The 26,853-nt window shown below is 67.3% G+C and carries 25 protein-coding genes; 13 read left to right on the top strand and 12 right to left on the bottom strand.

The window, feature by feature from the left end:
- The 3 genes from ACXRVZ_RS09995 to ACXRVZ_RS09985 all read right to left on the bottom strand — a co-directional run.
- The coding region (locus tag ACXRVZ_RS09995; RefSeq protein ID WP_458232366.1) for a DEAD/DEAH box helicase at positions 1-1,373 on the bottom strand (1,373 nt) is incomplete at its 3' end.
- Between the two features lie 157 nt (positions 1,374-1,530).
- A complete protein-coding gene (locus ACXRVZ_RS09990) occupies positions 1,531-3,108 on the bottom strand; it encodes an ABC transporter substrate-binding protein (RefSeq protein WP_457421056.1) in 1,578 nt (525 codons plus the stop codon).
- A 64-nt stretch (positions 3,109-3,172) separates the two neighbouring features.
- A complete protein-coding gene (locus tag ACXRVZ_RS09985) occupies positions 3,173-3,760 on the bottom strand; it encodes a DUF642 domain-containing protein (protein WP_458232365.1) in 588 nt (195 codons plus the stop codon).
- 153 nt (positions 3,761-3,913) lie between these two features.
- On the opposite strand from ACXRVZ_RS09985, the gene ettA reads away from it, so the two are divergent.
- The 4 genes from ettA to ACXRVZ_RS09965 all read left to right on the top strand — a co-directional run bounded on the left by ettA (position 3,914) and on the right by ACXRVZ_RS09965 (position 8,399).
- Positions 3,914-5,578 (top strand): energy-dependent translational throttle protein EttA, encoded by a 1,665-nt coding sequence (gene ettA / locus ACXRVZ_RS09980; protein ID WP_458232364.1) that lies wholly within the window; start codon positions 3,914-3,916, stop codon positions 5,576-5,578.
- Positions 5,579-5,705: 127 nt separating this feature from the next.
- Positions 5,706-6,209, top strand: coding sequence for a Spy/CpxP family protein refolding chaperone (locus tag ACXRVZ_RS09975; RefSeq protein ID WP_457421062.1), 504 nt, complete (start codon positions 5,706-5,708; stop codon positions 6,207-6,209).
- A gap of 91 nt (positions 6,210-6,300) precedes the next feature.
- Positions 6,301-7,017: a response regulator gene (locus ACXRVZ_RS09970; protein ID WP_457421064.1), complete on the top strand. Its 717-nt coding sequence runs from the start codon at positions 6,301-6,303 to the stop codon at positions 7,015-7,017.
- Positions 7,014-8,399 (top strand): HAMP domain-containing sensor histidine kinase, encoded by a 1,386-nt coding sequence (locus tag ACXRVZ_RS09965; protein ID WP_457421066.1) that lies wholly within the window; start codon positions 7,014-7,016, stop codon positions 8,397-8,399. Before ACXRVZ_RS09970 ends, ACXRVZ_RS09965 begins: the two co-directional genes overlap by 4 nt.
- 2 nt (positions 8,400-8,401) lie before the next feature.
- Here ACXRVZ_RS09965 and ACXRVZ_RS09960 read toward each other — a convergent pair whose 3' ends face one another.
- Genes ACXRVZ_RS09960 through trpS form a run of 3 tightly spaced genes read right to left on the bottom strand, consistent with a single transcriptional unit; the run spans position 8,402 to position 11,138 of the window.
- Positions 8,402-9,745 (bottom strand): MATE family efflux transporter, encoded by a 1,344-nt coding sequence (locus ACXRVZ_RS09960; RefSeq protein ID WP_457421068.1) that lies wholly within the window; start codon positions 9,743-9,745, stop codon positions 8,402-8,404.
- Positions 9,742-10,149 (bottom strand): DUF3717 domain-containing protein, encoded by a 408-nt coding sequence (locus ACXRVZ_RS09955; RefSeq protein WP_457421070.1) that lies wholly within the window; start codon positions 10,147-10,149, stop codon positions 9,742-9,744. The genes ACXRVZ_RS09960 and ACXRVZ_RS09955 overlap by 4 nt, the downstream gene beginning before the upstream one ends.
- The gene (gene trpS / locus ACXRVZ_RS09950; protein WP_457421072.1) at positions 10,146-11,138 is read right to left on the bottom strand and encodes a tryptophan--tRNA ligase; all 993 of its coding nucleotides are present in this window, start codon (positions 11,136-11,138) and stop codon (positions 10,146-10,148) included. Before trpS ends, ACXRVZ_RS09955 begins: the two co-directional genes overlap by 4 nt.
- Positions 11,139-11,209: 71 nt before the next feature.
- On the opposite strand from trpS, the gene purN reads away from it, so the two are divergent.
- A complete protein-coding gene (purN, locus tag ACXRVZ_RS09945) occupies positions 11,210-11,839 on the top strand; it encodes a phosphoribosylglycinamide formyltransferase (RefSeq protein WP_457421074.1) in 630 nt (209 codons plus the stop codon).
- On the opposite strand, the gene ACXRVZ_RS09940 is transcribed toward purN, so the two are convergent.
- A complete protein-coding gene (locus ACXRVZ_RS09940; RefSeq protein WP_457421076.1) occupies positions 11,832-12,482 on the bottom strand; it encodes a DUF1345 domain-containing protein in 651 nt (216 codons plus the stop codon). The two genes, purN and ACXRVZ_RS09940, sit on opposite strands and share 8 nt — an antisense overlap.
- 34 nt (positions 12,483-12,516) lie before the next feature.
- Between ACXRVZ_RS09940 and ACXRVZ_RS09935 the strand changes: the two genes are divergently transcribed.
- The 3 genes from ACXRVZ_RS09935 (at position 12,517) to ACXRVZ_RS09925 (ending at position 15,713) form a co-directional block, all read left to right on the top strand.
- Positions 12,517-13,779: an RsmB/NOP family class I SAM-dependent RNA methyltransferase gene (locus ACXRVZ_RS09935; RefSeq protein WP_457421078.1), complete on the top strand. Its 1,263-nt coding sequence runs from the start codon at positions 12,517-12,519 to the stop codon at positions 13,777-13,779.
- A 130-nt stretch (positions 13,780-13,909) separates the two neighbouring features.
- Entirely contained in the window at positions 13,910-15,124 is a 1,215-nt protein-coding gene (locus ACXRVZ_RS09930; protein ID WP_458232363.1) for a DesA family fatty acid desaturase, read from the top strand.
- Positions 15,125-15,221: 97 nt separating this feature from the next.
- Complete coding sequence (locus ACXRVZ_RS09925) at positions 15,222-15,713, top strand: DUF3016 domain-containing protein (RefSeq protein ID WP_457421082.1); 492 nt, start codon at positions 15,222-15,224, stop codon at positions 15,711-15,713.
- A 102-nt stretch (positions 15,714-15,815) separates the two neighbouring features.
- On the opposite strand, the gene rpmG is transcribed toward ACXRVZ_RS09925, so the two are convergent.
- The 3 genes from rpmG to trxB all read right to left on the bottom strand — a co-directional run bounded on the left by rpmG (position 15,816) and on the right by trxB (position 17,405).
- The gene (gene rpmG, locus ACXRVZ_RS09920) at positions 15,816-15,986 is read right to left on the bottom strand and encodes a 50S ribosomal protein L33 (protein ID WP_348010927.1); all 171 of its coding nucleotides are present in this window, start codon (positions 15,984-15,986) and stop codon (positions 15,816-15,818) included.
- Between the two features lie 37 nt (positions 15,987-16,023).
- Positions 16,024-16,257, bottom strand: a complete 234-nt coding sequence (gene rpmB, locus ACXRVZ_RS09915; RefSeq protein WP_457421085.1) for a 50S ribosomal protein L28 — start codon at positions 16,255-16,257, stop codon at positions 16,024-16,026.
- 188 nt (positions 16,258-16,445) lie between these two features.
- Positions 16,446-17,405, bottom strand: coding sequence for a thioredoxin-disulfide reductase (gene trxB / locus ACXRVZ_RS09910; protein WP_457421087.1), 960 nt, complete (start codon positions 17,403-17,405; stop codon positions 16,446-16,448).
- A gap of 164 nt (positions 17,406-17,569) precedes the next feature.
- On the opposite strand from trxB, the gene ACXRVZ_RS09905 reads away from it, so the two are divergent.
- Genes ACXRVZ_RS09905 through ACXRVZ_RS09885 form a run of 5 tightly spaced genes read left to right on the top strand, consistent with a single transcriptional unit; the run spans position 17,570 to position 23,407 of the window.
- Positions 17,570-18,238 carry a Crp/Fnr family transcriptional regulator gene (locus ACXRVZ_RS09905; protein WP_056196243.1) on the top strand — a complete coding sequence of 223 codons (669 nt, stop codon included), beginning with the start codon at positions 17,570-17,572 and terminating at the stop codon, positions 18,236-18,238.
- Between the two features lie 16 nt (positions 18,239-18,254).
- Positions 18,255-20,633: a DNA translocase FtsK gene (locus ACXRVZ_RS09900; protein WP_457421089.1), complete on the top strand. Its 2,379-nt coding sequence runs from the start codon at positions 18,255-18,257 to the stop codon at positions 20,631-20,633.
- Positions 20,630-21,235, top strand: coding sequence for an outer membrane lipoprotein chaperone LolA (gene lolA / locus ACXRVZ_RS09895; protein ID WP_457421091.1), 606 nt, complete (start codon positions 20,630-20,632; stop codon positions 21,233-21,235). Before ACXRVZ_RS09900 ends, lolA begins: the two co-directional genes overlap by 4 nt.
- Complete coding sequence (locus ACXRVZ_RS09890; protein WP_457421093.1) at positions 21,232-22,530, top strand: replication-associated recombination protein A; 1,299 nt, start codon at positions 21,232-21,234, stop codon at positions 22,528-22,530. The genes lolA and ACXRVZ_RS09890 overlap by 4 nt, the downstream gene beginning before the upstream one ends.
- On the top strand, positions 22,508-23,407 hold the full coding sequence (locus ACXRVZ_RS09885; protein WP_457421095.1) for an amino acid ABC transporter substrate-binding protein: 900 nt from the start codon (positions 22,508-22,510) through the stop codon (positions 23,405-23,407). The genes ACXRVZ_RS09890 and ACXRVZ_RS09885 overlap by 23 nt, the downstream gene beginning before the upstream one ends.
- Here the strand turns inward: ACXRVZ_RS09885 and ACXRVZ_RS09880 are convergent.
- Both ACXRVZ_RS09880 and ACXRVZ_RS09875 read right to left on the bottom strand, forming a co-directional pair.
- Entirely contained in the window at positions 23,404-24,744 is a 1,341-nt protein-coding gene (locus tag ACXRVZ_RS09880; RefSeq protein WP_457421097.1) for a sigma-54-dependent transcriptional regulator, read from the bottom strand. The genes ACXRVZ_RS09885 and ACXRVZ_RS09880 overlap by 4 nt on opposite strands.
- A complete protein-coding gene (locus tag ACXRVZ_RS09875; RefSeq protein ID WP_458232362.1) occupies positions 24,737-26,584 on the bottom strand; it encodes a sensor histidine kinase in 1,848 nt (615 codons plus the stop codon). The genes ACXRVZ_RS09880 and ACXRVZ_RS09875 overlap by 8 nt, the downstream gene beginning before the upstream one ends.
- Positions 26,585-26,853: the final 269 nt, after the last annotated feature.

Genomic DNA, 26,853 nt, shown 5'->3' with positions numbered 1-26,853 from the left:
GCGCCGCCGTGGCCGGCGTGCGCGCCGCCCGGCTTGCCGCTCGGACGGCCGCCGTCGCGTTGACCGCCACGGCTGTCGCCACCGCGGCCACCACCACCGCCGCCGCCACGACCACCACGGCCGTTGGCGCCAGCCGGCGGGTTGGGGTTGCGGCCCCGGCTGCCGTTGGGGTTCAGCACGGTGCGGCCCAGCACGATGGGCTCGGCGCGCTCGTTGGGATCAGGGGCGAAGCCGGCCACGATCTCGCGCGGAATCTCGCGCTTGATGAGGCGCTCGATCTCCTTCAGGAAGCCGTTCTCGTCGACACAGACCAGGCTGACCGCCTCGCCCGTGGCGCCGGCGCGGCCGGTGCGGCCGATGCGGTGCACATAGTCTTCGGCCACGTTGGGCAGCTCGAAGTTGACGACGTGGGGCAGCTGGTCGATGTCGATGCCGCGGGCGGCGATGTCGGTCGCCACCAGGCAGGTCAGGTCGCCGGTCTTGAAGTCGGCCAGCGCCTTGGTGCGGGCACCCTGGCTCTTGTTGCCGTGAATGGCCATGGCGCTGATGCCCTGGTCGTTCAGGTAGTCCGTCAGGCGGTTGGCGCCGTGCTTCATGCGCGTGAAGATCAGCACCTGCTGCCAGGGCTCACCGCTCACACCGCCCTTGATCAGGTGAACCAGCAGCTCCTTCTTGCGCTCGCGACCGACCGGGTGGACCTTCTGCTCGATGGCCTCGGCGGTCTGGTTGCGGCGGGCCACTTCGATCAGCGCCGGGGCGTTGAGCAGGCGGTCGGCGAGGTTCTTGATCTCGTCGCTGAAGGTCGCGCTGAACAGCAGCGACTGCTTCTTGGCCGGCAGCAGGGCCAGCACCTTCTTGATGTCGTGCACGAAGCCCATGTCGAGCATGCGGTCGGCTTCGTCGAGCACGAGGATCTGCACTTGCGACAGGTCCAGCGTGCCTTGCTGCGCGTGGTCGAGCAGGCGGCCGGGCGTGGCGACGAGGATGTCGACGCCGTCGCGCAGCTTGTTGATCTGCGGCTGCATGCCGACGCCGCCGAACATGACCATGCTCTTCAGCGGCAGGTACTTGCCGTAGGTCTGCACGCTTTCCTCGACCTGGGCGGCCAGTTCGCGGGTGGGCGTCAGCACGAGGGCGCGGATGGCGATCTTGCCGCGCTTGTTCAGCACTTTCTCGCCGGTGGACAGGCGGTGCAGCAGCGGCAGCGTGAAGCCGGCGGTCTTGCCGGTGCCGGTCTGGGCGCCGGCCAGCAGGTCACCACCGTTCAAGACGGCGGGAATGGCCTGGGCCTGGATGGGGGTGGGAGTGGTGTAGCCAGCGTCGGAAATGGCGCGCAGCAAGGGCTCGGCCAGGCCGAGAGTTTCGAAAGTCATCGAGTTGGGGTGTGAGCACGCCTGTTCGCATCAGCTGCCGTTGCAACGGAGAGTCGCAACCAGTCTTCGGGCAGCCGGGCGGCGTGCAGGGGCTGAAAAGAGAACGCCGCGCAAGACTGAGAAGCGCGGCGGATGGCTGGCATTCTAACGGGCCGCGCTACTTGCCGACCGTGACCCAGTCCATGCTTGCCCAGTTGTTGGGCGAATGCGGGATGCTGACTTCGCGTTTCATGGCCCAGGGGATGACCTGGCGGTGCAGCGGAATGATGTTGACCTGGTCACGGTAGGCCTGCAACGCGGCCTTGACGAGGGCCTCGCGCTTTTTGGCGTCGGTCTCGATGGTGGAGGCGGCCGCCAGCGCGTCGCCCTCGTTGTTGACGATCCCGCCGTAGTTGGCCACGCCCACACCCTGCTCGCCGCGATTGCGCAGCACGGGCGTCAGCATGACGTCGGCATCGGTCGAGCCACCACCCCAGCCGGCCAGGAACAGGCTGGTGTCGAACTTCTCGATCTTCGGGAAGAAGAGGGTGCGCGGCATCGCGTTGACCTTCACGCGGACCTTGATCTGAGCCCACATGCTGGCCAGTGCGATGCAGATGCGCTCGTCGTTGACGTAGCGGTTGTTGGGGCAGTCCATCGTGATGTCGAAGCCGTCGGCGTAGCCGGCCTCAGCGAGCAGTTTCCTGGCCGCAGCGGGGTCGTAGGGCAGGCGGGTCTCCAGCTTGGCGTCCCCGTAGGCACCACGTGGCGACGAGGTCAGGCCGCCGGTGGGCAGGGCATAACCCGACATCAGCTTGGTCTTGATGGCCTCGATGTCGATGGCGTGATACAGGGCCTTGCGCACGCGCAGGTCCTTCAAGGGGTTTTTGTCGCCAGGCGCCTGGCCGTAGAGCAGCTTGTCGCGCGTCTGGTCCATGCCGATGTAGACGATGCGGTTCTCCGCGCCGTCCAGCACCTTCAGGTTGGGTAGGGTGCGCAGCCGGGCCACGTCGCGCGGCGCGGGGTCGAGCACGAAGTCGATCTCGCCCGAGATGAGGGCCGCCGTGCGCGTCGCGTCGTTGGAGATCGGCATGTAGACGAACTCCTGCAGGTTGCCCTCGAACTTGTTCCACCAGTTCGGGTTGCGCTTGAAGACCGTCTTCACGCCGGGTTGGCGGCTGACCAGGATGAAGGGGCCGGTGCCATTGGCGTTCTGGCTGGCATAGGACTCCTCCTGCTGCTTGAAGTTCAGCGGCCGCGTGACGCGGTGCTCCTCGCACCAGCGCCGGCTCATGATGAAGAGATTGGCCAGCAGTTCGGGAACGATGGGGTTGGGCTTGTCGAGGGTGAAGACGACGGTCAGCGGGTCCAGCGCCTTCGGCATCCCGACGGCGTTCGCAAAGACGCGCTGCGGCGAGTTGTCGTCGCGCAGGCGCTGCATGGAGAACACGACGTCCTCGGCCGTGAAGGGCGTGCCGTCGTGGAACTTGACGCCGGGGCGCAGCTTGAAACGCCAGATCAGCGGCGTGACCTGCGTCCACTCGGCGGCCAGCGCCGGCGCCATGCTCATGTCCTTCATGCGCCGGGTCAGGCTCTCGTAGACCTGGTTGTTCAGGCTGTTGGTCATGACCTCGTTCTGCGAATGCGGATCGGTGGTCTGCATGTCGCCCTGGCTGGACCAGCGCAGGCTCTGGGCGCTTGCCGGCAACGCGCCCAGCAAGGTCAGGATGAGACAGACGGAGCGCAGAAACGACATGGCCACCTCATCGATACGACGGGTGGCCAGTCTAGGGGTGGGGCGGCCGGTTCGCCGCCGCAGGTCAGTCGCGCTTGCGCTTGAGCAGCATGACGCCGCCCAGGCCCAGCAGCAGCAGCGCAGCGCTGGCCGGCTCGGGCACTGCGGCCGTCAGTGTGACGTTGTCCAGGATGGCACCCTGGTTGTCGCCGCCGAAGTTGGCGAAGCTGAGCGTGTACGAGCTGGTCACGCCGGGCGTGAAGGCCAGTGACAGGTGCTGGTAGGGCGCGGCGCCGCTGCTGTCGGCCAGGCTGTAGTTCAGGCTTGCGGTGCCGAGGTTGACGGTGCCGGTCTCGGTGCCGGCACCGCGGCGGTTGCCGGCGATGTCGAAGCTCAGCGTGTAGGTCGTGCCGGCGTTCAGCGTGACGCTGCGGCTGAGCACGCCGGACAGGCCGTTGCTGCCGTCCAGGTCGATGCAGGTGCCGCTGCCGGCACACAGTTCGCCGAACAGGCCTCCGCCGATGACGTCGACCGTCCCGGCGTTGGTGACGGTCCAGCCGGTCGGCACGGCGTTCAGGTTGAGCACATTGGCATCGAAGCTGTCGCTGAATACGGTCTGCGCTTGGGCAGCGGTAGCGAGCAGGGCGGCACTGAGGATGGCAAGGGTTTTCATGCCTTGCATTGTGTTGATCCGCGGCTGGCGGTTCATCCCGCGAGCGCGGGGACGCGGAGGGTGGAATGTGCAATCCGCACGGGTCGATGCGCGCTGCGGCGACAATCGCGCCTTTCGCGGCAGCCCGCCGCGCATCACCTCAGCATTGCAGCCATGGCCCAGTACGTCTTCAGCATGAACCGCGTCAACAAGACGGTTCCCCCCAAGCGCCACATCCTCAAGGACATCTCGCTGAGCTTCTTCCCCGGCGCCAAGATCGGCGTGCTGGGCGTGAACGGCTCGGGCAAGTCGACCATCCTGAAGATCATGGCCGGCGTGGACAAGGAGTACGAGGGCGAAGCCACGCCGATGCCGGGCATCAAGATCGGCTACCTGGAGCAGGAGCCGCGCCTGAACCCCGAGCAGACCGTGCGTGAAGCCGTGGAAGAAGGCATCGGCGGCGTGCTGGCCGCCAAGAAGCGCCTGGACGAGGTCTACGCTGCTTACGCCGAGGAAGACGCCGACTTCGACGCGCTGGCCGCCGAACAGGGCGAGCTGGAATCCATCATTGCCGCCGCCGGTTCCGAGAACACCGATCTGCAGCTCGAAATGGCCGCCGACGCGCTGAACCTGCCGCCCTGGGACGCCGTCATCGGCGTGTTGTCCGGCGGTGAAAAGCGCCGTGTGGCGCTGTGCCGCCTGCTGCTTTCCAAGCCGGACATGCTGCTGCTCGATGAACCCACCAACCACTTGGACGCCGAGTCCGTCGAGTGGCTGGAGCAGTTCCTGCAGCGCTTCCCCGGCACCGTGGTGGCCATCACCCACGATCGCTACTTCCTGGACAACGCGGCCGAGTGGATCCTCGAACTCGACCGCGGCCASGGCATCCCGTGGAAGGGCAACTACTCCGACTGGCTGGACCAGAAGGAAAAGCGCCTGGAGAGCGAGCAGAAGAGCGAGGACGCCCGCAGCAAGGCGATGAAGGAAGAGCTGAAGTGGGTGCGCTCCAACGCCAAGGGCCGCCAGGCGAAGAGCAAGGCGCGCCTGGCCCGCTTCGAGGAACTCTCGGACGTCGATTACCAGAAGCGCAACGAGACCAACGAAATCTTCATCCCCGTGGCCGAGCGCCTGGGTAATGAAGTCATCGAATTCGAGAACGTCAGCAAGAGCTTTGGTGACCGCCTGCTGATCGACAACCTCAGCTTCAAGGTGCCGGCCGGTGCCATCGTCGGCATCATCGGCCCCAACGGTGCCGGCAAGTCGACCATGTTCCGCATGCTGCAGGGCGTGGAGCAGCCGGACAGCGGCACGGTCAAGATTGGCAAGACGGCCAAGATGGCGTTTGTGGACCAGAGCCGCGACAGCATGGAAGCCGACAAGACGGTCTGGCAGGACGTCTCCGGCGGCCTGGACAACATCATCGTCGGCAAGTTCATCATGCCCAGCCGCGCCTATCTGGGCCGCTTCAACTTCAAGGGCAACGACCAGCAGAAGCTGGTCGGCGCGCTGTCCGGCGGTGAACGCGGCCGACTGCACCTGGCCAAGACGCTGGCCCAGGGTGGCAACGTCTTGATGCTTGACGAACCGTCCAACGACCTGGACGTGGAAACCCTGCGCGCGCTGGAAGAAGCGCTGCTGGAGTTCGCCGGCTCGGCCATGGTCATCAGCCATGACCGCTGGTTCCTGGACCGCATCTGCACCCACATCCTGGCCTGCGAAGGCAACTCGCAGTGGTTCTTCTACGACGGCAACTTCCACGAGTACGAAGCCGACAAGAAGAAGCGCCTGGGCGAGGAAGGCGCGCGCCCGAAGCGCATGCGCTTCAAGCCCATCAAGTGATGAGCGTCGTCGCTCGGCGTAAGCCTGGCGACGACATCGGGACACAGTTCTTTACCCCACCCCCAAAGATCCCACACAGGCTGCTCAGAAGATCACTTCACTCCCTCTTCCTTCCAGGAGACCTGTGATGAGAACCTTCCAGATCAAGAACCTGTTGCGCGTCGGCACGGTGGCTGCGGCCCTGGCCATCGGCGGTGTTGCGGCCCACGCCCAACCCGGCCCTGGCGGCCCCGGTGGGCATCATCGCGGTGGCGCGGCCATGATGGCGCCCGGTGGCCTGTTCGGCGGCCACATCGAGCACGCGCTCGACCTCGTCAACGCGACGGACTCGCAGCGCAGCCAGATCGCAGCCATCTTCAAGGCCGCGCGCCAGGACCTCACTGGCCAGCGTGAAGCCGGCATGAAGCTGCACCAGCAAATGGCCACGCTTTACACCGCGCCCAACATCGACGCCGCCGCCATCGAGGCCACCCGCGCCCAGATCAGCGCCCAGCACGAGGCCGCTTCCAAGCGCCTCAGCCAGGCCAGCATCGACGCCGCCCGCGTGCTGACGCCCGAGCAGCGCGCCAGGATCGCCGAGGTCATGAAGAAGCGCCAGGCCCGCGCCGCCGCTCACCATCGTCCCGGCTGATTCGCCCCAGGTGAGGAGTTCTGCGATGCTTGAGCCCCGACCCGCCGGCGCCGAAACGCGCCGGCCCCCGTTTACCTCGCTAGCCCCGCCGATGAGTGCTCGACTGCTGTTGATCGACGACGACACCCGCCTGACCGGCATGGTGGGTGACTACCTCCGTGCTGCCGGCTTTGAAGTCAGCACGGCCGGCAGCTTGGCGCAGGCGCGTGACGCGCTGGCGCACGGCCGCTATGAACTGCTGGTGCTGGACCTGATGCTGCCCGACGGCGACGGTCTGGACTTCTGCCGCTGGCTGCGCGGCGACGCCCGCTGGCGCCACCAGCCGGTGCTGATGCTGTCGGCCCGTGGCGAGCCCATGGACCGCATCCTCGGCCTGGAGCTGGGCGCCGACGACTACCTCGCCAAGCCCTTCGAGCCGCGCGAGTTGCAGGCCCGCATCAAGGCGCTGCTGCGCCGGCTGGAGCCCAAGCTCGACGGCGACGAGGTGCTGCGCTTCGGCCGCCTGGAGATCGACCTGGCCGCCCGCGTGGCGCGCCTGGACGGCAAGATCTGCGACCTGACCAGCCACCAATTTGACCTGCTCGTCGTGCTGGCGCAAAGCCCCGGCCGCGTGCTGAGCCGCGACCAGATCATGGACGCGCTCAAGGGCCATCCGCTGGAGGCCTTCGACCGCTCCATCGACGTGCACATCTCGCGCATCCGGGCCGTCATCGAGGATGACGCCAAGAACCCGCGTCGCGTGCTGACCGTGCGCGGCGCCGGCTACGTTTTTGCGCGCAAGCAGGACGCCGACGCGGACAGCGCTTGAAAAGTCTCTACGTCCGCATCTACCTGACGCTGGTGGCGCTGCTGCTTGCGTTTGCCTTCGGCTCGGCGTGGCTGTTCCAGCGCCACATCGAGCAGGAGCGCGGCAATGTCGAACTGGCGGCGGGTGAGCGGCTGAACGCGATGGCCGGGCTGCTCAAGCTCGCGCTGCCGCCGGCCGATGCGCCGCGTGAGGCACAGGCCGCCGCCTTCGCCGACTGGGGCTTGCGTCTGCGCATGCCAATTGCGCTGGAGGACGCCAGCGGCAAGCGCATCGCGACGACGCAGATGTACCAGCGCCGCGCTGACGACCCAGGGGCCATCATCGTCAATGCGAGCCTGGGTGATGGCCGCAGCCTGGAGATGGTGCGCAGCGTGCGCCCACCGAATTTCCAGGGCAGTGGCCCCGGCGCCTCGGCTCCGGGCGGCCCCGGCCCGGGCGCCCGCCCGCAGCGTGTGGACGAGGGCCCCTGGACCAGCCCCTGGCTGCACCGCCCCGTGTCGCCCGGCGCGCCGGCCGTGTCGACGCTGGCCGTCGTGCTGCTGCTGCTCTTCATCGGCGTGGCGGTCGGCGCCTACCCGGTCGTGCGCCGGTTGACGCGCCGGCTGGAAGCACTCAAGCGCGGCGTCGAGCAGTTCGGCGCCGGTCAGTTGCATCACCGAGTCGACGGCAGTGGCCGTGACGAGGTGGCGGCGCTGGCCACCAGCTTCAATCAGGCGGCGGAGCGCATCGAGACGCTGCTGCGCTCCCACCAGACCCTGCTGGCCAACGCCAGCCACGAGCTGCGCTCGCCCTTGGCGCGGCTGAAGATGGCCTTCGCCATGCTGGACGACGCCGCGCCGCCGCAGCGCGAGCGCCTGGCGCGCGAGATCGACGTCAACATTGCCGAGCTGGACGCCCTCGTCGAGGAAGTGCTGCTGGCCAGCCGCCTGGAAGCGGGCAGTGCGGTCGGCGAGACCTATGTGGTGGAGCTGCTGGCGCTGGGCGCCGAGGAGGCGGCCCGCGCCGAGGCGGCCTTCGAGCCCGAGACCGACGCCGCCCGCGTCGACGGCCAGGAGCGCCTGCTGCGCCGCGCCTTGCGCAACCTGCTCGACAACGCGCGCCGCTACGGCGGGCCCGAGGTGGAGCTGTCGCTGCGCCCGGTCGCCGGTGGTTATGAATTCACCGTCGCCGACCGCGGCCCCGGCGTGCCGGCTGAGCTGCGCGAGCGCATTTTCGAACCCTTCTACCGCCTGCCCGGCCACGCCGAGATGGCGGGTGGCGTGGGCCTGGGTCTGAGCCTGGTCAAGCAGATCGCCGAGCGCCACGGTGGCAGCGTGCGCTGCCTGCCGCGCGATGGCGGCGGCAGCCGTTTCGTGATCTTCCTGCCTGCCGCCAAGTCCTAGAGTTAGCGGTTCCCGTCGAACACCCGCTTCAGCAGCAGGCTGAGCAGCAGCGCTGCGGCAAGCAGGCCGCCAGTTGCAGCCTGCCAAAAGCCAACCGCGCCATTGCCGTTCGTGCCAAAGGCGAGGAAATAGCCGCCGCCGATTCCCAGGCCCCATAGCGCGATGACGTAGATGATCATCGGCAGTGTTGCCACCTGATAGGCGCGCAGCACGTGGGCCGCCACCGTCTGCAGCGCGTCGCCGAGGTGGAAGAACCACACCCACACCAGCAGCGGCAGTGCCGCCGCGGCGGCCTCGGGGTTGGACGTGTAGAGCGCCACGATGGGCTCTTGTGCCAACGCCACGACGGCGCCCACCGTGGCCGCCACGAGAGCCGCGAGCACCATGGCATGTCGACCGACGATGCGCGCTTCTCGCTTCTGCCCGGCGCCCAGGTGCTGAGCCACCAGCGTCAGGGCCGCCATGGCCAGGGCGAGCGCGATCATGAACATCATGGCCACCAGGTTGACGGCGATCTGATGGCCGGCCACCGGTGTTGCGCCCAGGCGCGCGATGAAAAACGCCATGAAGGTGAAGCCCGTCACCTCGACGAGGATGGAGCCACCCATCGGCAGGCCCAGGCGCACCAGTCCCGCCAGTTGCCGCCAGTCGGGCCGCGTCTGCCACAGGTGGGCGATCTGGAAGGGCAGGTAGAAGGCGTCGCGGCGCAGCAGCCATAGCGCCACCAGGGCCTGCGCCGTCATTGCGATGGCCGTGGCCCAACCGCAGCCGGCCACACCCATGGCGGGAATCGGCCCCCAGCCGAACACCAGCACGGCATTCAGCGGCACCTTGGCCGCCAGGCCGGTCAGCTGCATGGCCATGACGGCCTTGGGCCGGCTCACCGACGTCGAGAAGCCGCGGAAGGCCGTGAACAGCAGGGCGGCCGGCAGCGCGAACGCCTCGGGCCGCGTGTAGGCCTGCACCTTGGCCGCCTGCGTCGCATCCAGTTGGGCCAGCCAGATGAAGACGTCGGGGAACCACAGCGCCAGGCAGCCCGGCACGCACAGCAGCACCGACAGCCACTGCGCCTGCACGAAGGTCTGGCCGGCGCCGGGCAGGTCGCCGGCGCCGAACTGACGGCCGGCGATGGGGCCGACGGCCAGCACCACGCCCATCAGGCCGACAAAGATGGTCACGTAGACGGCCGAGCCGACCGCCAGCGCCGCCAGGTCCGCGGGGCCGACGCGGCCCATCATCAGCGTGTCGATGGTGCTGAACATCATCACGGCGATCTGGCCGACGAGGACGGGCCAGGCCAGTGGCACCAGGCGGCGGACGCTGTCGATGAAGCGGATTCGGTTCATCGCGTGACCCGTTCCGCGTAGCGGTTGAAACGCCAGGCGGTGCCTTCCCGAACGATGCGATGCCAGACGATGCGCTTCTCGAACGGGTCCAGCCCCGGCCAGTGCTGCACCTCGTCAAAAGTGCGGCCGCAGCCCTTGCAGATGGGATCGCCCTGGGCCGTGGAGCAGATGGCGATGCAGGGTGAGTCGGGTGTTGTCGTGTACCAGGCGAGCCAGGCGTCGAGCGCCTTGTCGCTCAGCGAGTCGACGTTCAGCTCGGTCGCCCGGTTCCACGCGAGTAGCGCATAAGCCGTCGCCAGCGCACGCACCTCCGGCGCCGCGCTGATGCCGTCTGGCGACGGGGAACGCTCGCGCCACCAGTTGATGGCGGCTTCGAGGTCGGTGACATGGATCGACGAACTCAAACGACCAACCCCATCGCGCCACGCACCTCGCGCAGCGTCTTGCGCGCCACGGCGCGGGCCCGCTCGGTGCCGACCTCCAGCGTCCATTGCAACTGCTGCGGGTCCAGCGCCGCAGCGCGTTCGCGCCAGGGCGCCTGTTCTCGCTGGATGGCTTCGATGAGCGGCTGCTTGCAGTCCAGGCAGCCGATGCGGGCCGTGCGGCAGCCGGTGTCGCAGGCGGCGCGGGTGGCTTCGTCGGTGTAGATCTGGTGCAGTGGCCAGACAGGGCAGCGAGCCGGGTCGCCGGGGTCGGTGCGGCGCACGCGCTGCGGATCGGTCGGCATGGTGCGAAGCTTTGCCGCCGTCACCTCGGGTGCGTCGCGCATCGCGATCGCGTTGTCCAGGCTCTTGCTCATCTTCTGGCCATCCAGCCCGGGCACGCGGGCGGTCTCGGTCAGCAGGGCCTGCGGTTCGACGAAGACCGGCTGATAAAGCCGGTTGAAGCGCCGCGCCACCTCGCGGGTCACCTCGACGTGGGCCGCCTGGTCCTCGCCCACCGGCACGCCGGCCGGCTTGTAGAGCAGGATGTCGGCCGCCTGCAGCAGCGGGTAGCCGAGGAAGCCGTAGGTGGCCAGCTCGGGGTCGGCGGCGACCTGGTCCTTGTAGCTGGGCATGCGCGCCAGCCAGCTCGACGGCGTGCACATGGCCAGCAGCGTGAACAGCTCGGCATGCTCGGGCATGCGGCTTTGCAGGAACAGCGTGCAGCGCTCGGGGTCGACGCCGGCGGCCAGCCAGTCGGTGACCATCTCGTAGGCATGCCGAGCCAGCGTCTCGCCGCTGGGGCGCTGCGTGGTCAGTGCATGCCAGTCGGCGACGAAGAAGAAGCAGTCGTGGCTGTCCTGCAGCCGCACCCAGTTCTTGAGGGCGCCGTGATAGTGGCCGAGGTGGAGTGCGCCTGTTGGGCGCATGCCCGACAGAACGCGCTGTCGGGAAAGGACGGGTGTCGTCATGGGGCGCGGATTGTCGTTCACGGCCGTTGCCCTGCCGAAGGGCAGGGGTCAGCGTCCTACACTGCCGGCCCATGAAGCGACTGGTGATTCTGATTTCGGGGCGGGGCTCCAACATGGAGGCCATCATCAAGGCCTGCGCGGCCGAGGGCTGGCCGGCCGAGGTTGCAGCCGTCATCAGCAACCGGCCCGACGCGGGCGGCCTGCAGTTCGCCGCCGGGCACGGCATCGCTACAGCCGTTGTCGACCACAAGGCCTACGCCAGCCGCGTGGATTTCGACGCCGAGCTGGCCCGCGTCATCGACGGCTTCTCGCCCGACCTCGTCGTGTTGGCCGGCTTCATGCGCATCCTGACGCCTGGCTTCACTGCCCGCTACGCGCGCCGCATGCTCAACATCCACCCGTCGCTGCTGCCGGCCTTCACCGGTCTGCACACGCATGAGCGGGCGATTGAGATGGGCTGCAAGATCGCCGGCGTGACGGTGCATTTCGTCACCGCCGAACTGGACCATGGCGCCATCGTCATGCAGGCCGCCGTGCCGGTGCTGCCGGGCGATGACGCCAAGGCGCTGTCGGCCCGCGTGCTGACGGCTGAGCACCGCATTTATCCACAGTCGGTGCGCTGGTTTGTCGAAGACGCGCTGGTGTGGGACGGCGAGCGCGTCGCCCACCGCGACGGCGCGGCGCAGCAACTCTTCAGCTGATCAGCCCGGCCAAAATGTTGACCGTCAACGCCAGCACGCCGGTGTTGAAGACGAAGGCCAGTAGGGCCTGAGCCAGCACCAGTCGGCGCATGGCCCGCGAGCTGACGCCGACGTCCGAGGTCTGCGACGTGGCCGCCACGGTGATGGAGAAATAGAGGAAGTCGCCGTAGTCTGGTGGCCCGTCGTCACCGGGGAACTCCAACCCGTGCGCGGCCTTGCCGCCGCCGTGGTACAGGCTGGCGTAGGCGATGCCGAACTCCACCGGTAGCAGCAGCCAGGAACTGCAAACCGTGGCGATGGCGAAGGCCAGCGTCAAGCCATCGGCGCTGTGGCTGCCTTTTGCCGAACCCAGCTCCAGTGCGATGGCGCCGAAACTTGCCAGCGCGCCGCTGACAGCCAGCAGCAGCATCACCGGAAGGCCTTCCACCAGCCCCTTGGCGCGCTCCTGCACATTCACCGAGCCGGCGCGGCCCAGCATCATCCACAGCGCCAGCGGCAGGTAGATCCACAACGTGAAGTCCCAGCCCAGCAGCAGTCGCGTCGTCGTCGGCAACTGGCCCGGCCACAACGCGGCGAGGGCGCTGCCGGCGAGGATGGCCAGCAGCAGCCGGGGGCGCAGGCGCAACTGGGTCCAGAGATTCATTCAGGGCGGCGATGCGGCTTGGGATAATGGGGCGATGCATCCTAATGCCCTCCTGGAGCTGAGCGCCGAGCTGATCGCCGTCGTGAACCAGCTCGAATTCCCGGCCGACTCCACCGTCTCCGCCTTTTTCCGTCAACACAAGAACCTCGGCCAGCGCGAGCGCGGCGTCCTCGCCGAGACCGTCTACGCGCTGCTGCGCGAGCGAATCAAGTTCCAGAACCTGGCCCAGAGCGGCAGCGGCTCCATGCACCGCCGCCTGGCCATGCTGGCCTGGCGCGGCAATACCGCCTTCCTGCGCGGAGCCCTCAGCCCGCAGGAGCAGCACTGGCTGGAGCAGGTCCAGGCCATAGATCCGATGAGCCTGGCGTCCAAGATGCGCCACAACATGCCCGAATGGCTGGCCGAGCCGCTGCTGGCGCGCCTGGGCGACGAAGAGTTCTGGAAGCTCGCCACCGCGCTGAACGAGGCGGCGCCGCTGGACCTGCGCGTCAACGCGCTCAAGTTCAAGCGCGAGGAGGCCCAGGAGCAACTGAAGGCCGCGGGCATTGACGCCGTCCCCACGCCTTACTCGCCGCTGGGCCTGCGCATCGATGGCAAGCCGGCGCTGCACAAGCTGGAGTTGTTCACGAGCGGTGGTGTCGAGGTGCAGGACGAAGGCAGCCAGTTGCTGGCCCTGCTGCTGGCGCCCAAGCGCGGCGAGATGGTGGTGGACTTCTGCGCCGGCGCCGGCGGCAAGACCTTGGCACTGGGCGCGGCGATGCGCAACACCGGCCGGCTCTATGCCTTCGACACCTCCGGCCACCGGTTGACGGCGATGAAGCCGCGCCTGGCGCGCAGCGGCCTGTCCAACGTCTACCCGGCCCAGATCGCCCATGAGCGCGACGACCGCATCAAGCGCCTGGCCGGCAAGATCGACCGTGTGCTGGTCGATGCGCCKTGCTCGGGCCTGGGCACGCTGCGTCGCAACCCGGACCTGAAGTGGCGCCAGTCGCCCAAGAGCGTGGCCGAGTTGCAGGACAAGCAGCGCGCCATCCTGGCCAGCGCCGCCCGTCTGGTGAAGCCGGGCGGCCGGCTGGTCTACGCGACCTGCAGTCTGCTCGACGCCGAGAATGAGGTCATCGCGGCGGAGTTTTCAGCCGCCCACCCCGGCTTCAAGCCCCTAGCGGCGGACGAGGCGCTTGCCAAGTCGCAGGTCGACCGCGCGGGCGAACTTGTGGAAAACGGCGCACTCCGCCTGTGGCCCCACCGCCACTCCACCGACGGATTTTTCGCCGTCGCATGGGAACGGGCGGATTGATCGGCGTCAAAGACTGCGTCGCAACGCACGTCTACGCTTGAATGCGGTGCCCTCTACCCCTTGTTTTTGGGGGCTCTCCCCTACAATTGACATTCCTTTGCATGCCCTTCGCGGGTGAGGTCTCGGACGCATGAACGAAATTCTGAACACGCTGGTGAATTGGCTGAGCGATGGCTTGCTCGGTGCCAGCGGTTGGCAGGTGCTTGCCTTCACTCTGGTGGCGACGCACATCACCATTTCTGCCGTGACGATCTTCCTGCACAGGGCGCAGTCGCACCGCGCGCTGGAACTCGGTCCGATCCCCTCGCATTTCTTCCGTTTCTGGCTGTGGCTGACCACGGGCATGGTGACCAAGGAGTTCGTCGCCATCCACCGCAAGCACCACGCCAAGTGCGAGACCGAGGAAGACCCGCACAGCCCGCAGACCCGTGGCCTCAAGGCCTTGCTGCTGACCGGCGTCGAGCTCTACCGCGCCGAGTCGCGCAACATGGAGACCATGCGCAAGTACGGCACGGGCACGCCGGACGACTGGATCGAGCGCAACCTGTACACCCGCTTCTCGTGGCAGGGTGTGGCACTGATGCTGATCCTGAATCTGCTGGCCTTCGGCGCCATCGGTGCAACGGTCTGGGCCATCCAGATGGCCTGGATCCCGGTCTGGGCGACCGGCRTCATCAACGGCATCGGCCACTRCTGGGGCTATCGCAACTTTGAAGCGCCCGATGCGTCGACCAACGTGGTGCCCTGGGGCATCCTGATCGGTGGCGAAGAGCTGCACAACAACCATCACACCTACCCGACTTCGGCCAAGTTTTCGGTCAAGAAGTACGAGTTCGACATCGGCTGGGGCTATATCCGCGCCATGGAAATGATCGGTTGGGCCAAGGTTCGCAAGACGGCGCCCAAGCTGAGTCTGGGCGAGATCAAGCCGGCCGCTGATGCGCGCACGCTGGAGGCGTTGATCGCCAACCGCTATGAAGTGATGGCCACCTACGCCCGTGGCCTGAAGGCGGCTTGCGCGGCCGAACTGGCCCGCGTCAAGGCTGAAGGCGGCCAGCACAGCGAGCGCTTCACGCAATTCAAGCTGGCCCAGCGCTGGCTGCACCGCGACGAAGACCGCATCCCGGCCGGCGTCCATGGCGACCTGGCCCATGTGCGCGCGGCCAGCCCGGTCATCGATAAACTGGTGACCATGCGCGAAGAACTGCGCCAGATGTGGACCCGCACGAATGTGTCGGCCGAGCAATTGGTGGCCGACTTGCAAGCCTGGTGCCGCCGCGCCGAGGAAAGCGGCATTGCCGAGCTGCAAGCCTTCTCCATGCGCCTGCGTGCTGCCCACGCTTGAGTCGGGTTTCGCCGGTGTAAAGGGCGCCCTTCGTGGCGCCCTTTTTCTTGGTCTGGCCTAGACTTGATGCATGCAGTCCTTGACTTAGGAGGTTGCCATGAACTACCGCTGGATCACGCTGGGCCTGTTGGCCCTGACCGCCACCGCACAAGCCGACGTGCAGGTGAATTTCGTCAAGCCTGAGACGTTCGTCGACATCAAGGACAACAACGGCTTTCGTCAGGAGGAGATCCTGAAGGACATCGAGGCGCATCTGGTGGCGCAGGCGCAGAAGTACCTGCCCGGGCGCGATGTGCGCATCAATGTGACCGACGTGGACCTGGCCGGCAATGTCGAGCCCTTCGGCCGCAGTGCCACGTGGGTGCGCGTCATGCGCACGGTGACGCTGCCTTCCATCTCGCTGAACTACGAAGTGCTCGATGGCGGCAAGGTCATGCAGCAGGGCAAGGCCGAGTTGCGCGACATGAACTACCAGAACGGTTTCAGCAGCTACTTCAACAGCGACACGCTGCGCTATGAGAAGCGCATGATCGACCGCTGGTTCCAGGATGAGTTCCGCGCGACCACGGCCGCTGCTTCACCGCGCTGAAGCTGCTTAAACCGAGCGCCCAAAAACACAAAACCCGCCAGCGTTGCCGCTTGGCGGGTTTTGTTTCGAGCGAGTGTTTGAGGCAGCTTGCGCCGCCTGTCATCACTTCAGCTTGATTTCCTTGTACAGGACGTGCTTGCGCACCTTGGGGTCGAACTTCATGAATTCCAGCTTTTGGGGCGTGGTCTTCTTGTTCTTGTTCGTTGTGTAGAAGTGGCCGGTGCCCGCAGTGGACTCCAGCTTGATCTTCTCGCGGCCGCCTTTGGATGCCATGGTCGTGTTCCTTCAGTAGGTCAGTGAACGGTGCGCTTTACAGCGCGCCCTTGGCCCGCAGGTCGGCGACGACCTGGTCGATGCCGACCTTGTCGATCAAACGCAGAGCGGCATTGGTGATGCGCAGGCGAATCCAGCGGTTTTCCGATTCAACAAAGAAACGGCGGTATTGCAGATTCGGCAGGAACCGACGCTTGGTTTTGTTGTTGGCGTGGGAAACATTGTTCCCGACCATGGGCTTCTTGCCCGTGACTTGACAGACGCGTGCCATGACGCTTCTCCGGTTGACGACTGACCAGTTGCTGCGAGAAACCTCGCCAGCAACCCATTGACCGCAAATGCCTGCTAAACCCGACCTCTGAGCGTTCATTCAAAGGCCAAGCGCGGTCTATCCGGCAGGCAAGCCCGCGAGTATAGCGGGAAACCCGCAAGCCCGGAAGGGCTTGCCCGGTCTGCGGCTCAACCGTTCTCTTGATCGAGAAAGCGCTGGGCGTCCAGCGCCGCCATGCAGCCGGTGCCGGCGCTGGTGATGGCCTGGCGGTAGATGTGGTCCTGCACGTCGCCGGCCGCGAAGACGCCGGGCACGCTGGTCATCGTCGCGAAGCCGTTCAGGCCGCTCTTGGTAACGATGTAGCCGTCCTTCATCTCCAACTGGCCCTGGAAGATCTCGGTGTTGGGCTGGTGGCCGATGGCGATGAAGCAGCCGTGCACGGGGATGTCGACCTTGCTGCCGTCCTTCACGTTCAGCGTGCGCACGCCGTTCACGCCAGAGGCGTCGCCCAGCACCTCGTCGAGCTGCTGGAAGAGGTGCAGCACGATCTTGCCGGCGGCGGCCTTTTCCATCAGCTTGTCGACCAGGATGGGCTCGGCGCGGAACTTGTCGCGGCGGTGGATCAGGTGGACGGTGCTGGCGATGTTGGAGAGATACAGCGCTTCCTCGACGGCCGTGTTGCCACCGCCGACGACGCAGACCTCACGCTCGCGATAGAAGAAGCCGTCGCAGGTGGCGCAGGCGCTGACGCCGCGGCCCATGAAGGACTGTTCGGACTCCAGGCCGAGGTATTTGGCCGAGGCGCCCGTGGCAATGATGAGTGCGTCGCAGGTGTAGGTGCCGCTGTCGCCGAACAGCGTGAACGGGCGCTTGGAGAAGTCGACCTTGTTGATGTGGTCGAAGACGATCTGCGTGTTGAAACGCTCGGCATGCTCCAGGAAGCGCTGCATCAGCTCGGGCCCTTGCACGCCCATAACGTCGGCGGGCCAGTTGTCGACCTCGGTCGTGGTCATGAGCTGACCCCCTTGGGCCATGCCGGTAATCAGCGTAGGCTTGAGATTAGCGCGTGCAGCGTAGATGGCGGCGGTGTAGCCGGCGGGACCCGAGCCGAGGATGAGCAGGCCGTGATGTTGGATGTTGGCGGTCATGTCAGGGGAGGTGAGGGCGGCGAGGTATCTCGCAAGGGTGTTTTAGGGGTGCTACCCCGGCCTAACCCGAAGCGGCGAAGCGCGCCGGGTGTGCACAATGCACGCCATTTTAGGCAGGCGTCTTTCTGGCCGTCGGCCTGGGGCCCCAAACCTGGAGACTGCATATGGCGATGATTTCCAATCTGGACCTGATCCGACGAGTTCCGCTGTTCTCGATGCTGACCACCGACCAGGCCCAGTCCATCGCTGACAGCGTCGTCAAACGTCGCTTCAAGCGTGGCGAGCTGATCGTCGAGCAGGGCACCAAGTCCAACGCCCTCTTCATCCTTCTGAACGGCCGCGCCCGCGTGCTGACGGCCGACCACCGGGGCCGCGAGGTCATCCTGGCCGTGCTGCAGTCGGGCGACTACGTCGGCGAGATGAGCCTGATCGACAACGAACCCCACTCGGCCACCGTGCGTGCCGAGGTGCAGACCGACATGCTGGTGCTTGGCCGCCTGGAGTTTGCGCGCTGCCTGCCGGAGAGCAGCAGCCTCTCCTACGGCATCCTGCGCGGCCTGGTGGCGCGGCTGCGCAACGCTGACCGCCAGATCGAGTCGCTCGCGCTGCTGGACGTCTACGGCCGCGTGGCGCGCACACTGCTGGACATGTCCGAGGACGAGAAGGGCATCAAGCTGATCCGCGGCAAGGTCTCGCGCCAGGATATGGCCAAGGTCGTGGGCGCGTCGCGCGAGATGGTCAGCCGGGTCATGAAGGACCTGGAGGAGCGCGGCGTCATCGAAACGCTTGAGAACGGTTCGGTGGTCATCAAGGAACGGCTGACCCACGATTGACGGTGACAATGCGGGGATGAGTTTTCCCCTCGGTTCCCTGCTGGGCGGTGACGACGCCGCCAGCGAGCCCGCCGCCCCAGCCAAACCCACGCGCCGGCAGGCGCCCAAGCCCGCCGCGACGCCGCCGTCGGCCGCCTCGCGGTTGCTGCGAACGCCTTTATGGCTGGCGTTGACGGCGCTGCTGCTCGCCCTGCTCGTGCTGGCGCTCGCCACGCATGACGTGCGCGACGCCGCATTCACCACCAGCGGCCAGCGCGACCTCGTCGGCAACCGCGTGGGCTCCTTCGGCGCCTGGGTGTCGGACGGCCTACTGTTCCTGTTCGGCTTCTCGGCCTGGTGGTTGCCGCTGCTCGCCGTGCGAGCGTGGCTGCGCGGCCTGGCCGGCGTGCTTCGACACGACACGCCGGAGCCGGTTCGCTGGAGCCGCCGCCTGCGCTGGTGGGTCGGCGTGCTGCTGCTGATCGGCGCGAGCTGCGCGCTGGAGTGGAGCCGGCTCTATGCCGTCGAGACGCGCCTACCGGGCCATGCGGGCGGCCTTGTCGGCTACACCCTCGGCCCACTCGGCATGAAGGGTCTCGGTTTCGCCGGCTCTGGCGTCGTCTGGATCGTGCTGCTGCTCACTGGCTTGTCCTGGGCGTTCCGCTTCTCCTGGGGACACTTGGCCGAGCGCATCGGCGAGCGCATCGAGCAGTTCCGCGAGCAATACCTGGAAAAGCGTGAGCTGAAGGCCGACCAGAAGTTTGGCGAGCTGGCCGTGAAGGAGCGCGAGCAGGAGGTCGAGGTCGAGCGCCAGATCGAGCGCCAGGTCGAGGCTGACCACGCGCCGCTCGTCATCGAAGCGCCGGTCGTCGAGGTGCCGCAGTCCACCCGAGTGGCCAAGGAGCGCCAGCAGACACTGTTCATCGACGCCGGCGACGCCAAGCTGCCGCAGGTCGACCTGCTGGACGCCGCGCCGGGCCGCCAGGAGACGGTGACGCCCGAGTCGCTGGAGATGACCAGCCGCCTCATCGAGAAGAAGCTGCGTGACTTCGGCGTCGAGGTGCATGTCGTCGCCGCGTCGCCGGGCCCGGTCATCACGCGTTACGAGATCGAGCCGGCCGTGGGTGTGAAGGGCTCGCAGATCGTCGGCCTGGCCAAGGATCTGGCCCGCTCGCTGAGCCTGGTGTCCATCCGCGTCGTCGAGACCATCCCTGGCAAGAACTACATGGCCCTGGAGCTGCCGAATGCGCGGCGCCAGACCATCCGCCTGTCCGAGATCCTCGGCTCGCAGATCTACGCTGACGCTGCATCCCAGCTGACCATGGGCCTGGGCAAGGACATCGTCGGCCTGCCCATCGTGGCGGACCTGGCCAAGATGCCGCATTGCCTGGTGGCCGGCACGACCGGCTCGGGCAAGTCGGTGGGCATCAACGCGATGATCCTCAGCCTGCTCTACAAGGCCGAGGCGCGCGACGTGCGGCTCATCCTCATCGACCCCAAGATGCTGGAGATGAGCGTCTACGAGGGCATCCCGCACCTGCTGGCGCCCGTCGTGACGGACATGAAGCAGGCCAGCAACGCGCTGAACTGGTGTGTCGGCGAGATGGAGCGTCGCTACAAGCTCATGTCCAAGATGGGTGTGCGCAACCTGGCCGGCTACAACAAGAAGATCGACGAGGCCAAGGCCAACGGCATCAGCATTCCGAACCCGTTCGCGCTAAACAACGACGAGCCGGAACCGCTGGAACGCCTGCCCTTCATCGTCGTCGTCATCGATGAGCTGGCCGACCTGATGATGGTCGTCGGCAAGAAGATTGAGGAGTTGATCGCCCGCCTGGCGCAGAAGGCGCGCGCGGCCGGCATCCACCTGATCCTGGCCACGCAGCGGCCGTCGGTGGACGTCATCACTGGCCTCATCAAGGCCAATATCCCGACGCGCCTGTCCTTCCAGGTCAGCTCCAAGATCGACAGCCGCACCATCCTCGACCAGATGGGCGCCGAGGCGCTGCTGGGCATGGGCGACATGCTCTACATGCCCTCGGGCACGGGGCTGCCCATCCGCGTGCACGGCGCCTTTGTCAGCGACGAGGAGGTCCACCGCGTTGTGCAGTACATCAAGTCCCAGGGTGAACCGAATTACATCGAAGGCATTCTCGAAGGCGGCGTGCTCGACGGCATCGACGGCGAAGCGCCTGCCCCAGGCGAGGCTGCCGGTGAGGCTGACCCGATGTATGACCAGGCCGTGGGCATCGTCCTACAGCATCGCAAGGCATCGATCTCGCTCGTACAACGCCATCTGCGCATAGGCTACAACCGCGCCGCGCGGCTGCTGGAGCAGATGGAGAACTCGGGGCTGGTCGGCGCGCTGGCGTCCAACGGCAGCCGTGAATTGATCATCCCGAAACGAGACGAATGAAACGCACCCTTGTCACCCTCAGCTTTTTGTTGGCCGGCATCGCCCATGCTGACGCTGTCGATGCCTTGCGCGAATTCGGCCGTGACGTGAAGAGCGGCAAAGCCAACTTCACGCAGACCGTCACATCGCCCGATGGCAAGCGCAAGAAGGTGTCGTCGGGCAGCTTCGAGTTCCAGCGGCCCAACCAGTTCCGCTTCGCCTACGCCAAGCCCTTCGAGCAGACCATCGTGGCGGACGGCACCAAGGTCTGGATCTATGACGCCGACCTCAACCAGGCCAGTTCGCGCAAGCTCGCCGATGCGCTCGGCGCGACGCCCGCAGCCTTGCTCGCCGGCACGAACCTCGAACGCGACTTCACGCTGAAGGCCCAGCCCAGCGACGGCGGCATCGACTGGGTGCAGGCGACGCCCAAGCAGGCCGAGTCGTCGATCCAGTCGCTCAAGCTCGGCTTCAAGGCCAAGGAGCTGGCGGCGATGGAGATTGTCGATGGCTTCGGCCAGCGCTCGCGGCTGGACTTCAGCGCCGTGCAGGCCAATGTGCCGGTGGCAGCCGAGCGCTTCCAGTTCAAGCTGCCCGCCGGAGCTGATCTGATCGAGCAATGACCGGTCTGTTCGACGCCGATCCGCCTGCCCAGCCACTGGCCGAGCGGCTGCGGCCCAAGACGCTTGACGAAGTCATCGGCCAGCGCCACCTTCTCGGCCCCGGCATGCCGCTGCGTGCGTCCTTCGAGGCGGGGCGGCTGCAAAGCATGATCCTGTGGGGCCCGCCGGGCGTCGGCAAGACGACGCTGGCGCGGCTCGTGGCCGGGGCCTTCGACGCGCAGTTCATCGCCATCTCGGCCGTGCTCGGCGGCGTGAAGGACATCCGCGAGGCTGTGGACCGCGCGCAGATCGCGGCGCAGCAGGGCCGGCGCACGGTGCTCTTCGTCGACGAGGTCCACCGCTTCAACAAGGCCCAGCAGGACGCCTTCCTGCCGCACGTCGAGTCGGGCCTGTTCACCTTTATCGGCGCGACGACGGAGAACCCCAGCTTCGAGGTCAACTCGGCGCTGTTGTCGCGCGCCCAGGTGCAGGTGCTGAAGAGTCTGGATGCAGACGAACTGCAACAGCTCATCGAACGTGGCGCGGCGGAGCTGGGCGTCGAGCCACCGACGAAGCCAGCCGCCGATCGCCTCATCGGCTATGCCGATGGTGACGCCCGCCGGTTGCTCAACGCGCTGGAATCCGCTGCAGCGCTAGCCAATGGCGCCCTCATCGATGAAACGCTGCTGGAGCGCACGCTGGGCGAGCAGTTGCGCCGCTATGACAAGGGCGGCGACCAGTTCTACGACGTCATCTCTGCCCTGCACAAGTCCGTGCGCGGCAGCAATCCGGATGGCGCGCTCTATTGGTTCGCGCGCATGCTGGACGGCGGCGTGGACGCCCGCTACATCGCCCGCCGCCTCATCCGCATGGCGAGTGAAGACATCGGCCTTGCCGACCCGCGCGCGCTGCGCATGACGCTGGATGCGGCCGACACCTATGAGCGCCTGGGTTCGCCCGAGGGCGAGCTGGCGCTGGCGCAGGCGGTCGTCTTCCTCGCCGTCGCACCCAAGTCCAACGCGGTCTACAAGGCCTTCAACGCGGTCAAGACCTTCATCAAGCAGGACCAGTCGCGCCCAGTGCCCGTGCACCTGCGCAACGCGCCGACCAAGCTGATGAAAGAGCTGGGCTACGGCAAGGCCTACCGCTACGCGCACGACGAGCCGGGGGGCTACGCGGCCGGCGAGCAATACCTGCCCGACGGGCTCGAAGACCAGCGCTGGTACGAGCCCGTGCCGCGCGGCCTGGAAGTGCGCATTGCCGACAAGCTGGCCGAACTGCGCCGCCTGGACGATGAAGCGGCTGCTGGCGGCTAGCGCGGCGTTGCTGCTGGGCGTCGCCGCTCAGGCGGCCGACGGCCCGACGCTGAGCCGCGTGCGCGACACCGGCGTCATCGTCATCGGCTATCGGCCGGCCTCGCTGCCGTTCTCCTACCTCGACGCGCAACTGCGCCCCACCGGCTACACGGTGGAGCTGTGCGAGCGCATCGTCGCCGCCGTGCGCAGCAAGCTGCAGCTGCCAGACATCGAGGTGCGGCGCGTCGAGGTGGCCTCGGCCACGCGCATGCCGCTGGTCATCAACGGCACGCTGGACCTGGAGTGCGGCATCACGACGCACACGGCCGAACGGGCGCGGAGCCAGGCCTTCTCGCTGACCATCTTCGTGGCCGAGACGCGATTGATGACGCGGGCCGCCGAGCGTGTGCAAGGCCTGGCCGACCTGCGCGGCCAGACGGTCGCGTCCACCATTGGCACGACCAGCATCCAGCACCTGGCCAAGGTCAACGAGCAGCAGGCCTTGGGCATCCGCATCCTCGGCGGCCTGGACGACCCCGAGGGCTTCCAGATGCTGCGCAGCGGCCGCGCCTCGGCCTTCCTGATGGACGACGTGCTGCTGCGCGCGCTGCTGGCCCAGCAAGGCCCGGGCGCGGACGATTACCGCATCTCCGATCAGGCGCTGACCGTGGAGCCCTACGCCATCGGCTTGCGCAAGAACGACCCGCAGTTCAAGGCGCTGGTCGACGAGGTGTTACAAGGCCTCTACCGCAGCGGCGAGATCCATGCCATCTACCGCCGCTGGTTCGAGTCGCCGTTGCCGGCCTCGGGCCTGAACCTCAAGCTGCCCATGAGTGCGGCTTTCCGCCGCGTCATCGCCGCGCCAACAGATTCGCCCGAGCCCGACAAATACCGCTAGCGGAAGTCGTCCAGCACGATGCCGTGCCGGGTCAGCTTGTCATACAGCGTCTTGCGCGGCGTACCCAGCAGCTCCATCGCTGCGGGCACCTTGCCCTGGGTTCTGCGCAGAGCCTGCTCGATCAGCGTCTTCTCGACCAGGTCCATCTGCCGCGCCAGGTTCAGCGCGGGCACGGCCTGCAGCGCGGCTTGCGGGTCCAGGTCGTCCAGCGCGAGCACGAAGCGGTCGGCGGCATTGCGGATCTCGCGCACATTGCCCGGCCAGTCGTGGGCCATCAGCTCGCGCAGCTTCTCGGGCGTCAGCTCGGGTGATGCACGCTCGTAGCGGATGCAGGCCTGGGCGACGAAGTGCTCGAACAGCAGCGGGATGTCATCGCGCCGTTCGCGCAGCGGTGGCAGCTTGAGCGTGGCGATGTTGAGGCGGTAGTAGAGGTCGTTGCGGAACTCGTTCCTGGCCGCCTGCTCGCGCAGGTCCGACTTGCTGGCGGCGATGAAGCGCACGTTGATCGGCAGCTCCTCGTTGGACCCCAGCCGCTCGATGCGCCGCTCCTGCAGCACCCGCAGCAGCTTGATCTGCAGCGCGACGGGCATGGTCTCGATCTCGTCCAGCAGCAGCGTGCCGCCGTTGGCATGCTCGATCTTGCCGATGCGGCGCTTGGCGGCACTGGTGAACGAGCCGGCCTCGTGGCCGAACAGCTCGCTCTCGAACAGCGCCTCAGGCAGGCCGCCGCAGTTGATGGCGACGAAATGGCGGTCGCGCCGTGCGCTCTGGTCGTGCAGGCAGCGCGCCACCAGCTCTTTGCCGGTGCCGGTCTCGCCAACGATCAGGACGTCGGCCGACGTGCCGGCGAGGTTGAGCACCTGGCGGCGCAGCTGCTGCATGCCGGGCGACTGGCCCAGCAGCGCCGCCTCGATGCCGCTGGCGCTTTGCAGCTGGGCACGCAGCTCGTCGGCCGAGTGGCGCAGCGTGCGCAGGTCCAGCGCGCGGCGGGCCACGTCGATCAGGCGCTCGGGTGCAAAGGGCTTCTCGATGAAGTCGTAGGCGCCCGCGCGCATGGACTGCACGGCCATGGCCACGTCGCCGTGGGCGGTGATGAGGATGGTGGGGATGCTGGAATCCGTGGCCTGCACATGGGCCAGCAGCGCGCGGCCGTCCATGCCGGGCAGGCGCACGTCGGTGATGAGGATGACGGGTGCACCGGGCTGGAGGTGGGGCAGGGCCTCCTCGGCGCTGCGGCAGGGCAGGACGGCGAAGCCTTCCAGCTCCAGCGTCTGCGTGAGGCTGACGCGCACGGGCATGTCGTCCTCCACGAACACGACCTTGTAGCCTTCAAACATCTAGGTGCTCCCACGAGTCCACACTCAGGTCGAACTCGAAACTCATGCCGTGCTCCAACCGTTCCGCGCGCAGTGTGCCGCCGAACTCATGCACGATCTTGGCGGAAATGACCAGGCCCAGCCCCAGGCCTTYGCCGRCCGGCTTGGTCGTGAAGAAGGGCTCGAAGAGGTGGTGCAGCTGCTCGTCGCTGACGCCCGCGCCGCTGTCCTGCACCTGGACCAGCACGCGCCGGCCCGCCTCCAGCGACTGAGCCTGCACGCGCAGCAGGCGCTGGTTCTCGCCCTGCATCGCATCGATGGCGTTGCCGAACAGGTTCACCAGCACCTGCTCCAGCCGGTTGGCCTCGGCCCGCACGCGCAGGCCGGCGGGCAGGTCGATCTGCGCCTGCACGTCCAGCGCCCGGCTGCGGTGTTCCAGCAGCAGCAGCGCGTTGCGCACACAGGCGAGCAAGGGCGTGCTGCCCGCGACCTGCTCGTCGGCCTTGCGCGCAAAGCTCTTCAGCTGGCGCGTGATCTGGCTCATGCGCTCGACCATGTCGTCCATCAGCTGCAGGTTGGTGGCCACCGCATCCTGCCGGCCGCTCTCCAACAGCCGCATGGAGTTGCGTGCCAGCGCGCGCAGGGCCGTCAGCGGCTGGTTGACCTCGTGCGACAGCCCGGCCGACATCTGCCCCAGCACCGCCAGCTTGCTGGCTTGCAGCAGCTCGCCCTCGGTCTGCAGGCGCTGGGCGATCTGAGTCTTCAGCGCCTCATTGGTCTGGCGCAGCTCGGCCGTGCGGCTGTCTACCAGTTGCTCCAGCTGGGCGTGGGCCTGGCGCAAGTCGGCCTGGGCTTGCGTCAGCTGGCGCAGCGCACGCCGGCGTGACGACAAGTACAGCACCAGCAGGCCGATGCTGGCGCCAAAGGCCGCACCGCCCCAGGCTGCGAGCTGGGCGCGCTGGCGTACCTCGCTCAGGTCCGACAGCGCGACCAGGCGCAGGCCCAGCGGCACGATCTGGCGCTGCTGGGCCAGCATGGGTTTGGCGCCTGAGGCGATGAGCGGAGGCAGCAACACCTGCTGGCCCTGGTGTACCTCCAGCGACGCCGGCAGCTCCAGGTCAGCGCCTATCGCCTGCGGGTAGCGCGCGCTGGCCTGCAGGGCCTGGCGGCGCGAGGGGTCGGCGTGGCCCAGCACGGTGTACTTCCAGGCCTGCACCGAGCTCATGATGACGACGTCCTGGTCGTCGGCGACGAGGATGCGTTCGCCCTGCGAGCGAGCGCCCAGGTCCACCCAGGTGGCCTCCAGCGGCGCGAGGTTGAAGCGCACGACGATGACGCCCGCCGGGCGGCCGGCCTGGCGCAGCGTGTGCAACAGGTAGAAGTCTGTGCTGCCGGTGTTGGCGTCGGCGGCGAAGAAGTGGGTGCGGCCCTGGGCCAGCGCCTCGGCGAGCCGGGCCGGTGGCGTCAGCGGCTCGCTGGCGGACAAGACCTGGCCCTGCGGGCTGGCGACAAAGATCTGATGCGTGCCGGCACGCACGTTGACGCGGGCCAGCATCTGGCTCGCGGCGCGGCGGGCTTGCTCATCGTCGGGCGCCTGCATCAGCGCCTGCAGCGTGGGCGCGATAGCGAGCAGGCTGGGCAACGACGCGTGCCGCGCCAACTCGGCGGCAAGGTTGGAGGCGTAGAGCTCCAGCCGCTCGGTGCTGAGCGCCGACAACTCCTCGCGGCCGCTGCGTTCACTGAAGCGGTGCGCGAGCACGAAACCGAGCACGATCAGCGCACCGGTCAGGAAGAGGTGAAAGCCTGGCCGGCTGAGCAGCCGGATGAGGCGCAGCGCGCGCGGGCGTAGGGCGTCGGACACGGGCACTAGTTTGCCCACGCCAAGGCGGTCGAAGCGACGCTCGTGGCGGTTTTTTAAGGCCTGGCGGAGAACCGCCCGCGACGCGTGCGGTTTGTGCGGATTTCCGCCCACCACATGCGGGCCGACACTCGTGAAATCAGACCTTGRCCGCAGCCGTGGGACGGATCAAACGACAGGCTGTTTCAACCGGTCGGTGAATACCCTTGAAAGCCAGCTCGCCGCCGCGTTTTGGCACGAGGGTTGCGATTTGTCCAGTTCGCTTGGCGCAT

The sequence above is a fragment of the Roseateles sp. P5_E8 genome (assembly GCF_054177665.1).
This window is presented reverse-complemented; position numbering and strand designations above follow the sequence as displayed.

Bases quoted from the DNA above. Each gene is read 5' to 3' on its own strand.
- ACXRVZ_RS09990 (WP_457421056.1), bottom strand. From the start codon at position 3,108: ATGTCGTTTCTGCGCTCCGTCTGTCTCATCCTGACCTTGCTGGGCGCG.
- ACXRVZ_RS09985 (WP_458232365.1), bottom strand. From the start codon at position 3,760: ATGAAAACCCTTGCCATCCTCAGTGCCGCCCTGCTCGCTACCGCTGCC.
- ACXRVZ_RS09975 (WP_457421062.1), top strand. From the start codon at position 5,706: ATGAGAACCTTCCAGATCAAGAACCTGTTGCGCGTCGGCACGGTGGCT.
- ACXRVZ_RS09970 (WP_457421064.1), top strand. From the start codon at position 6,301: ATGAGTGCTCGACTGCTGTTGATCGACGACGACACCCGCCTGACCGGC.
- ACXRVZ_RS09960 (WP_457421068.1), bottom strand. From the start codon at position 9,745: ATGAACCGAATCCGCTTCATCGACAGCGTCCGCCGCCTGGTGCCACTG.
- trpS (WP_457421072.1), bottom strand. From the start codon at position 11,138: ATGACGACACCCGTCCTTTCCCGACAGCGCGTTCTGTCGGGCATGCGC.
- purN (WP_457421074.1), top strand. From the start codon at position 11,210: ATGAAGCGACTGGTGATTCTGATTTCGGGGCGGGGCTCCAACATGGAG.
- ACXRVZ_RS09940 (WP_457421076.1), bottom strand. From the start codon at position 12,482: ATGAATCTCTGGACCCAGTTGCGCCTGCGCCCCCGGCTGCTGCTGGCC.
- ACXRVZ_RS09925 (WP_457421082.1), top strand. From the start codon at position 15,222: ATGAACTACCGCTGGATCACGCTGGGCCTGTTGGCCCTGACCGCCACC.
- rpmG (WP_348010927.1), bottom strand. From the start codon at position 15,986: ATGGCATCCAAAGGCGGCCGCGAGAAGATCAAGCTGGAGTCCACTGCG.
- rpmB (WP_457421085.1), bottom strand. From the start codon at position 16,257: ATGGCACGCGTCTGTCAAGTCACGGGCAAGAAGCCCATGGTCGGGAAC.
- trxB (WP_457421087.1), bottom strand. From the start codon at position 17,405: ATGACCGCCAACATCCAACATCACGGCCTGCTCATCCTCGGCTCGGGT.
- ACXRVZ_RS09905 (WP_056196243.1), top strand. From the start codon at position 17,570: ATGGCGATGATTTCCAATCTGGACCTGATCCGACGAGTTCCGCTGTTC.
- ACXRVZ_RS09900 (WP_457421089.1), top strand. From the start codon at position 18,255: ATGAGTTTTCCCCTCGGTTCCCTGCTGGGCGGTGACGACGCCGCCAGC.
- lolA (WP_457421091.1), top strand. From the start codon at position 20,630: ATGAAACGCACCCTTGTCACCCTCAGCTTTTTGTTGGCCGGCATCGCC.
- ACXRVZ_RS09890 (WP_457421093.1), top strand. From the start codon at position 21,232: ATGACCGGTCTGTTCGACGCCGATCCGCCTGCCCAGCCACTGGCCGAG.
- ACXRVZ_RS09885 (WP_457421095.1), top strand. From the start codon at position 22,508: ATGAAGCGGCTGCTGGCGGCTAGCGCGGCGTTGCTGCTGGGCGTCGCC.
- ACXRVZ_RS09880 (WP_457421097.1), bottom strand. From the start codon at position 24,744: ATGTTTGAAGGCTACAAGGTCGTGTTCGTGGAGGACGACATGCCCGTG.